The organism is Agromyces albus, from assembly GCF_004134825.1.
GTDB lineage: Bacteria > Actinomycetota > Actinomycetes > Actinomycetales > Microbacteriaceae > Agromyces > Agromyces albus.
The window spans coordinates 70,276-77,240 of the sequence record NZ_SDPN01000017.1 but is presented as its reverse complement, the minus strand read 5'-3'; the positions used below and the strand labels follow the sequence as shown (position 1 = coordinate 77,240).

Here is a 6,965-nt window from a genome sequence, read left to right as displayed (position 1 = left end):
CCTGGGCGGCCGCCTGCACCTGCCGGGCGCGGAGCGCCGGGTCGCGGCGAACCGGGACGCGGAGCCTGCGGACGCGGGATGTTGCCGGGGCTCGGGCTCGGGCGCTGGCCCATGCCCTGCGAGCTCGAGAACGGGTTGTTGCCCGGTCGGGGCTGCGCCGGGCGCGAGCCCATGCCCTGCGAGCTCGAGAACGGGTTGTTGCCGGGACGCGCGGATGCAGGTCGCGGCGCGGGACGCGGAACCACGCCCGCGGGCTTCGGGGTCGCCGGCTTCACGGCATCGGAGGCCTCAGGGGCCTCAGGCGCGGCGGGTGCTGCTGCCGGCGTCTCGGAGGCCTTCTCGGCCGCCGCTTGCGCGGCCTTCTGCTCGGCCTGCGCCTGGCGCTCCGCCACCGTCATGGGGACGTCGACGACCGGGGCCTCGACGACCTCTTCGGGCGCGGGCTTGGGTGCCGGCTTCGGACCGGGCTTGACCGCAGGGGCAGGCGCCGGTGCCGGTGCCGCCTTGGCGGGGGTGCCGGCCTTGCCGGCTCCTTCGAGCGCGGCCTTCAGGCGGCGCGCGACGGGGGGTTCGATCGAGGACGACGGTCCCTTGACGTACTCGCCCATCTCCTTGAGCTTCTCAAGGGCGATCTTGCTATCGACACCGAGTTCGCTTGCGATCTCGTGTACGCGTGGTTTGGCAGCCACTTCTCTCCTGTTCCGGGTCCGCCCCGAAACAGGGGGACCATCAATGACGGACGGGTCTCATTTCGAGCCGCTCATGAGTTGTCCATTAGCCGTTCAGCCTGTTCTCTACATTGCTGGTGTCCACTTCGCCGGTCATGCGGAGCGCACGCCCGAAGGCGCGTCGCCGCACGGCGAGGTGGTAGCACTCGAGTGTCGGATGCAGCCACGCACCCCTGCCCGGAAGCACGGCCGAAGCATCTGCGACGACGTGGGAATCTTGGACGACGACCCTCAACAGGGAGGACCGCGGGGAGCGCGAACGGCATCCGATGCACGTTCTGACGGGTTCCATCCTACACCTCTGCGCTGTGCGCCCGCCGACGGCGGCGGGCCGCGTCAGCTCGACTCGAGGATCGAGTCCGGCTGGATGTCGATCTTCGCACCGGTGAGCTTCGCGGCGAGACGGGCGTTCTGGCCCTCCTTGCCGATCGCGAGCGAGAGCTGATAGTCGGGCACGAGCGCGCGGACGGCTCTCATCGATTCGTCGATGACGAACGCGCGGGTGACCTTCGCCGGCGACAGCGCACTCGCGACGAACGTCGCCAGGTCATCGGAGTAGTCGACGATGTCGATCTTCTCGTTGCCGAGCTCTGCCGTGACCGCTCGCACGCGCTGGCCGAGCTCGCCGATCGCTGCGCCCTTCGCGTTGACTCCGGGCTGGTTCGCACGCACCGCGATCTTCGTGCGGTGGCCCGCCTCGCGTGCGAGCGAGACGATCTCGACGACGCCGGAGGCGATCTCGGGAACCTCGAGCGCGAACAGCTTGCGCACGAGGGCGGGGTGCGTGCGCGACACGGTGATCGACGGACCCTTGTGGCCCTTCGACACGCTCGTCACGTAGACGCGGATGCGCTGCCCGTGCGGGTACTCCTCGCCGGGCACCTGCTCCTCGGGCGGGAGGATCGCCTCGACGGTGCCGAGGTCGATGTGCACCATGCGGGGATTGGGCCCCTGCTGGATGATGCCGGCGACGATGTCGCCCTCGCGGCCGCGGAACTCGCCGAGCACGGCGTCGTCGGCGAGATCGCGCAGTCGCTGGTTGATGACCTGCTTCGCAGCGAATGCGGCGATGCGACCGAAGTCGCTGGGGCTGTCTTCAGCCTCGCCGATGACGTTGCCCTCTTCGTCGTGCTCGGGAACGTACACCGAGACGTGACCCGTCTTGCGGTCGATGTGTGCACGGGCGCCGTTGGGGTTCGCGTGGCCGTGCTGGCCGGGATTCGTGTGCTTCAGGTAGGCCATCAGGATCGCCTGTTCGATGATCTCAACCAGTTCGTCGAACGGGATTTCCTTCTCGCGCTCCATCATGCGAAGCACGCTGAGGTCGATATCCATTGCCGGCCTCCTCTATTCAGCTCTTTCGCCGCTTCCCCTCGGAGCGGACACGTCTCTACGGTACCGGATGTCGCAGTGCCCGTCATCCACGCCCGAGCGGCGGCGACCGGCTGCAGCGCCGAATGACGGATGCCGCGGCGCCCGGGTTCGGGTCGCCGCGGCATCCGCACCGCTCGTCGTGCGCGCTCAGCCGCGCCAGACCTGCACGACCGACGGGCGCGGGGCGGCCACGAGGCCGGTCTCGGGGCGATGCGTCGGCACGTAGTCGGGGAAGTAGGAGTTCGGCGCGGCGACCGTGCCCTCCTCGCCCGGGTGCTGCACGGCGACGAAGACCATCCCTTCCCGATCGTGGATGACCGGACCACAGGTCTCGCCGTCGCGCGGAACCGAGAGGAACTGCTGCACGCGGCCGCGGTCGGGTCCTTCGAGCGGCACCTTGAAGAGGCCGTCGTTGAAGCCGATCTTGCTCGGCGCGCCGTCGGTCGAGATCCACAGGTTGCCCTCGGAGTCGAACGCGACGTTGTCGGGGCACGAGATCGGCGAGACGAGCTCCTTCGGGAAGCCCGCGAAGTAGGTGTTCGTGTCGACGGCCGGGTTGCCGCACAGCAGGAGGATGCTCCAGCCGAACGTGGTGCCCGACTGCCCTGCCGTCTCCGTCATCTCGATGATGTGGCCGTTGCGGTTGCCCGTCACGGGGTTCGCCTCGTCGACCGTCGCGAGGGTGCGCGCCGAGTTGTTCGTGAGCGCGAGGTAGACCTTGCCGGTCTTCGGGTTGGGCTCGACGTCTTCGGGGCGGTCCATCTTCGTCGCGCCGACCTTGTCGGCCGCGAGGCGGGCGAAGACGAGCACCTCCTCGGTCGTCATGCCGGGGATGACGCTCTCGCCGTTCTGCGTGAGCGGGATCCACTCGCCGCTGCCGTCGAAGAGGCCGTCGGACGGGAGCACGCCGGTGCCGTTGATCTCGGCGACGGGCGAGTTGCCGGTGAACTTCGCGACATAGAGGTCGCCCTCGCTGAGCAGGCCGAGGTTGTTCCGGCGCGCGACCGGGGTGTGACCCGGGTCGAACGTGCCCTTCGACACGAACTTGTAGAGGTAGTCGTTCGTCTGGTCGTCGCCCATGTACGCGACCGCGCGGCCGTCTTCGGCGATGATGACGTTCGCGCCCTCGTGCTTGAAGCGGCCCATCGCGGTGTGCTTGCGCGGCGTCGACGTCGGGTCCTGCGGGTCGATCTCGACGATCCAGCCGAAGCGGTTGGGCTCGTTCACGAAGCCGGGATCCGTGGCGTTGAAGCGGGGGTCGATCCGCTCGAACGTGTACGTGGACTTCGTGCTGGGAGTGGCACGGTAGCGCTTCTGGCCGGCGGTGTCGGCCGCCCAGACGAAGTAGCCGTCGAAGTTCTCCTCGCCCGAGAGCACGGTGCCCCATGGCGTCGTGCCGCCGGCGCAGTTGCCGAGCGTTCCCTTGATCCACCGGCCCTCGGGGTCCTCGGCGGTCTTCAGGAAGTCGCTCCCGGCAGCGGGGCCGGTCGCCTCGAACACGGTGTCGGCGGTGATGCGGCGGTTGCGGCCACCGTCGACGAGGTAGCGCCACGGCTGCCCGATCTTGCTGCGGCGGAGCTCGACGACCGAGAAGCCGTGGGCGGCCTTGAAGATCGCGGCACGGCGGTCCAGCTCGGCGGCGTCTTCGGACGGCGGGAACATGATGCCCGGGTTCACGTACTCGTGGTTGCTCGCGAGCACGGCGGTGCGGCCGCTCCGGTCGGCGATGATGTCGATGTAGTCGCAGTTGTAGCCGAACTGGCCGGCCTGCGCCTCGGCCGTCTGGTTCTGGAAGTCGAGGGCCGGCACGCTCGAGAAGAGCGGGTCTCCCCATCGGATGATGGGCGCCCAGGTGTACCCGGCCGGCACGTTGAAGTCGTCGACGATCTTCGGCACCGGGGCGATCGCGTCGAACGCCAGGCCACCCTGACCGCCGGATGCTCCGCCGCCGGGTACCGCGACCGCCGAGCCGCCCGGGGTCGCGGCGGCGAGTGCGATGCCGAAGGCACCCGCGGCGCCGAGGCCGAGCACCGACCGCCGCGTCAGCGCGGCGGAGGCGATGTCGCGGAAGTGGGGATTCGCGGACGTGTTGCACTCGGGGCCGAGGCAGGCGTTGCCGCACTTGAAGTGGCACGTCACGGGCGAGCGCTTGCCCCGCACGTGGTCGGCCATCGGAAACAACTGGATGTCGGTGATCGTCACGGATCGGTCCTCACGCTCGGGGTCGGGATTCCTCTTGCACAGTGCTCGGGGAATCCGTCGCGACTCATGATGAGGCGTGAACGCGGGGTGAACGCGCGGGGAACGGTGCGTACACCCGGCGGTCATCAGGCCGGGACATCCGCTCTCCGTCTTCAGCCGAGGGCTGCGACGACCTCGCCGATCGGCACGTTCTCGCGGTCGCCCGTAGCCCGATCCCACACCTCGACGACGCCGTCGGCGACGCCGCGGCCGACGATCACGATCTTCGGCACGCCGATGAGCTCGGCGTCGGCGAACTTCACGCCCGGCGAGAGCTTGGGGCGGTCGTCGAAGAGCACGTCGAAGCGGGCCGCCTCGAGCGAGGCGACGACTCCCTCGGCTGCCTCGAACACGGCGGGGTCCTTGCCCGTCGCGAGCACGTGCACGTCGAACGGCGCGACCGACGCGGGCCACACGAGGCCCTTGCCGTCGTTGTTGTCCTCGGCGATGATCGCGAGGATACGGGTGACGCCGATGCCGTAGGAGCCCATCGTGACGGTGACGAGCTTGCCGTTCTCGTCGAGCACCTTGAGCCCGAGCACCTCGGCGAAGAAACGACCGAGCTGGAAGACGTGGCCGATCTCCATGCCTCGGGCGAGCTCGACCGGGCCGGAGCCGTCGGGCGCGGGGTCGCCGGCTCGGACGTCCGACGCCTCGACGGTGCCGTCGGCCACGAAGTCACGGCCGGCGACGAGCCCGAACACGTGCTTCTCGTCGACGTTCGCCCCGGTGATCCATTCGGTGCCATCGACGACGCGAGGGTCGACGAGATAGCGGATGCCGGTGGCCGACTCGGCGCCGAGCACGGCGCCATCGGTCGACCAGGGTCCGATGTAGCCCTTCACGAGGCCGGGGTGCTTCGCGAAGTCCGCCTCGGTCGCGGGCCCGACCTCGCCCGGTGCGAACGCCACCTCCACACGCTTCATCTCGACATCACGGTCGCCGGGCAGGCCGATGACGACGACCTCGCGGGCGCCGTCGGGATGTGCCACGGCCAGCACGACGTTCTTCAGCGTGTCGGCCGCAGTCCAGGGGCGACCGTCGGGGCGCGGGTACTCGGCATTCGCGAGATCGACGAGCGTCGCGATCGTCGGCGTGTTCGGCGAATCCAGCACGACCGGTGCGGGCAGACCGTCGAACGAAACGCGTTCGGGCACCACGGTCTCGAACGCCTCGACGTTCGCGGCGTATCCGCCTGCCGAGCGCACGAAGGTGTCTTCACCGATGGGTGTCGGGTGAAGGAACTCCTCGCTCCGCGCGCCGCCCATGAGCCCGTTGTCGGCGTTCACGATGACGTACTCGAGCCCGAGACGCGTGAAGATGCGCTCGTAGGCGTCGCGCTGCGCCTGGTAGCTGGCATCGAGCCCCTCATCGGAGATGTCGAAGGAGTACGCATCCTTCATCGTGAACTCGCGACCGCGCAGGAGACCGGCGCGGGGACGCGCCTCGTCACGATACTTGTCCTGGATCTGGTAGATCGCGAGCGGGAGGTCCTTGTACGAGTTGTAGAGGTCCTTCACGAGCAGCGTGAAGACCTCTTCGTGCGTGGGGGCGAGCAGGTAGTCGGACCCCTTGCGATCATGGAGACGGAAGATGCCGTCTCCATAGGTCTCCCACCGGCCGGAGGTCTCGTAGGGCTCGCGCGGGAGCAGCGCCGGGAAATGCACCTCGTGGGCACCCGCGTTCGTCATCTCCTCACGGATGATCGCCTCGATCTTCGCCTTGACCCGAAGGCCCAGCGGCAGCCACGCGAAGACGCCTGGCGCCTGGCGCCGGATGTAGCCGGCGCGCACGAGCAACCGGTGACTCGTGACCTCGGCCTCGGCCGGGTCTTCGCGGAGCGTGCGGAGGAAATAGTTCGTGAGACGTGTGGGCACCCGACGATTCTAGTTGCGCGCTCGACGGCACTTCACAGCACGGTTGCCCGAGCGAACGGGAGCGCATACTCGTCGCGCTTGCTCGTGCCGACCCCCATGCGCACCATGCCGGTGACGAGACCGACGGATGCCGCGACACCGTCGATCACCGGCACCCCCACCCGCTCCGAGAGCGCCGCGCAGAGGTCGGTCATGCCGGCGCAGCCGAGCACGATCGAGTCCGCGGCATCCGCTCGGACGGCTCGCTCGCAGACGGCTGCGATCGTCTCGAACGCCTCGGTCGTGGATTCCTCGAAGTCGAGCACCGGGATACCGGTCGCGTAGCTCGAGACGCAGGCCTCCGTGAACCCGTAGCGGCGCACGAGGTCGTGCGCCCGGCCGAGCGTGCGGGAGAGCGTCGTGACGATGCTGAAGGTGCGGCCGGCCATCGTCGCGACGTGCATCGCGGACTCGGCGATGCCGACCACGGGGCCGGTCGCGAGTTCGCGTGCTGCGTCGAGGCCCGGGTCGCCGAAGCACGCGATGACGAACCCGTCGACGCCGGCCGTCTGGCCCGCCTCGACCTCCCGCAGCACGGCCGCCGCCGCGGCGACCTCGTCGGTGTGGCTCTCGATCGCTGCGGGCCCGAACTCCGGGCAGACCGCCGCGATCTCCACGCCCGGCCCCGCAACCTCCCGGGCGGACCGGCCGATCTTGTCGGTCATCGCCCGGGAGGTGTTGGGGTTGATGAGGGTGACGCGCATCG

The 6,965-nt window shown here is 69.3% G+C and carries 6 protein-coding genes; all 6 read right to left on the bottom strand.

The features are described from left to right. Positions 1 to 689, bottom strand: a 689-nt coding sequence (locus tag ESP51_RS10855) for a translation initiation factor IF-2 N-terminal domain-containing protein (RefSeq protein WP_206737287.1), incomplete at its 3' end; no start/stop codon positions are given. Between the two features lie 85 nt (positions 690 to 774). Further along, positions 775 to 1,020 (bottom strand): YlxR family protein, encoded by a 246-nt coding sequence (locus ESP51_RS10850; RefSeq protein WP_129520911.1) that lies wholly within the window; start codon positions 1,018 to 1,020, stop codon positions 775 to 777. Between the two features lie 44 nt (positions 1,021 to 1,064). Continuing rightward, on the bottom strand, positions 1,065 to 2,063 hold the full coding sequence (nusA, locus tag ESP51_RS10845; RefSeq protein ID WP_129520910.1) for a transcription termination factor NusA: 999 nt from the start codon (positions 2,061 to 2,063) through the stop codon (positions 1,065 to 1,067). Between the two features lie 186 nt (positions 2,064 to 2,249). Continuing rightward, positions 2,250 to 4,274: a PhoX family protein gene (locus ESP51_RS10840; protein ID WP_129520925.1), complete on the bottom strand. Its 2,025-nt coding sequence runs from the start codon at positions 4,272 to 4,274 to the stop codon at positions 2,250 to 2,252. 182 nt (positions 4,275 to 4,456) lie between these two features. Next, entirely contained in the window at positions 4,457 to 6,220 is a 1,764-nt protein-coding gene (locus tag ESP51_RS10835; protein WP_129520909.1) for a proline--tRNA ligase, read from the bottom strand. 32 nt (positions 6,221 to 6,252) lie between these two features. Then, positions 6,253 to 6,963 (bottom strand): aspartate/glutamate racemase family protein, encoded by a 711-nt coding sequence (locus tag ESP51_RS10830; RefSeq protein WP_129520908.1) that lies wholly within the window; start codon positions 6,961 to 6,963, stop codon positions 6,253 to 6,255. Between the last annotated feature and the right edge of the window lie 2 nt (positions 6,964 to 6,965).

What these genes read in the sequence shown, in the direction of transcription:
- ESP51_RS10840 (WP_129520925.1), bottom strand. Translation starts at nt 4,274, where the DNA reads ATGGCCGACCACGTGCGGGGCAAGCGCTCGCCCGTGACGTGCCACTTC.
- ESP51_RS10850 (WP_129520911.1), bottom strand. Translation starts at nt 1,020, where the DNA reads ATGGAACCCGTCAGAACGTGCATCGGATGCCGTTCGCGCTCCCCGCGG.
- nusA (WP_129520910.1), bottom strand. Translation starts at nt 2,063, where the DNA reads ATGGATATCGACCTCAGCGTGCTTCGCATGATGGAGCGCGAGAAGGAA.
- ESP51_RS10830 (WP_129520908.1), bottom strand. Translation starts at nt 6,963, where the DNA reads ATGCGCGTCACCCTCATCAACCCCAACACCTCCCGGGCGATGACCGAC.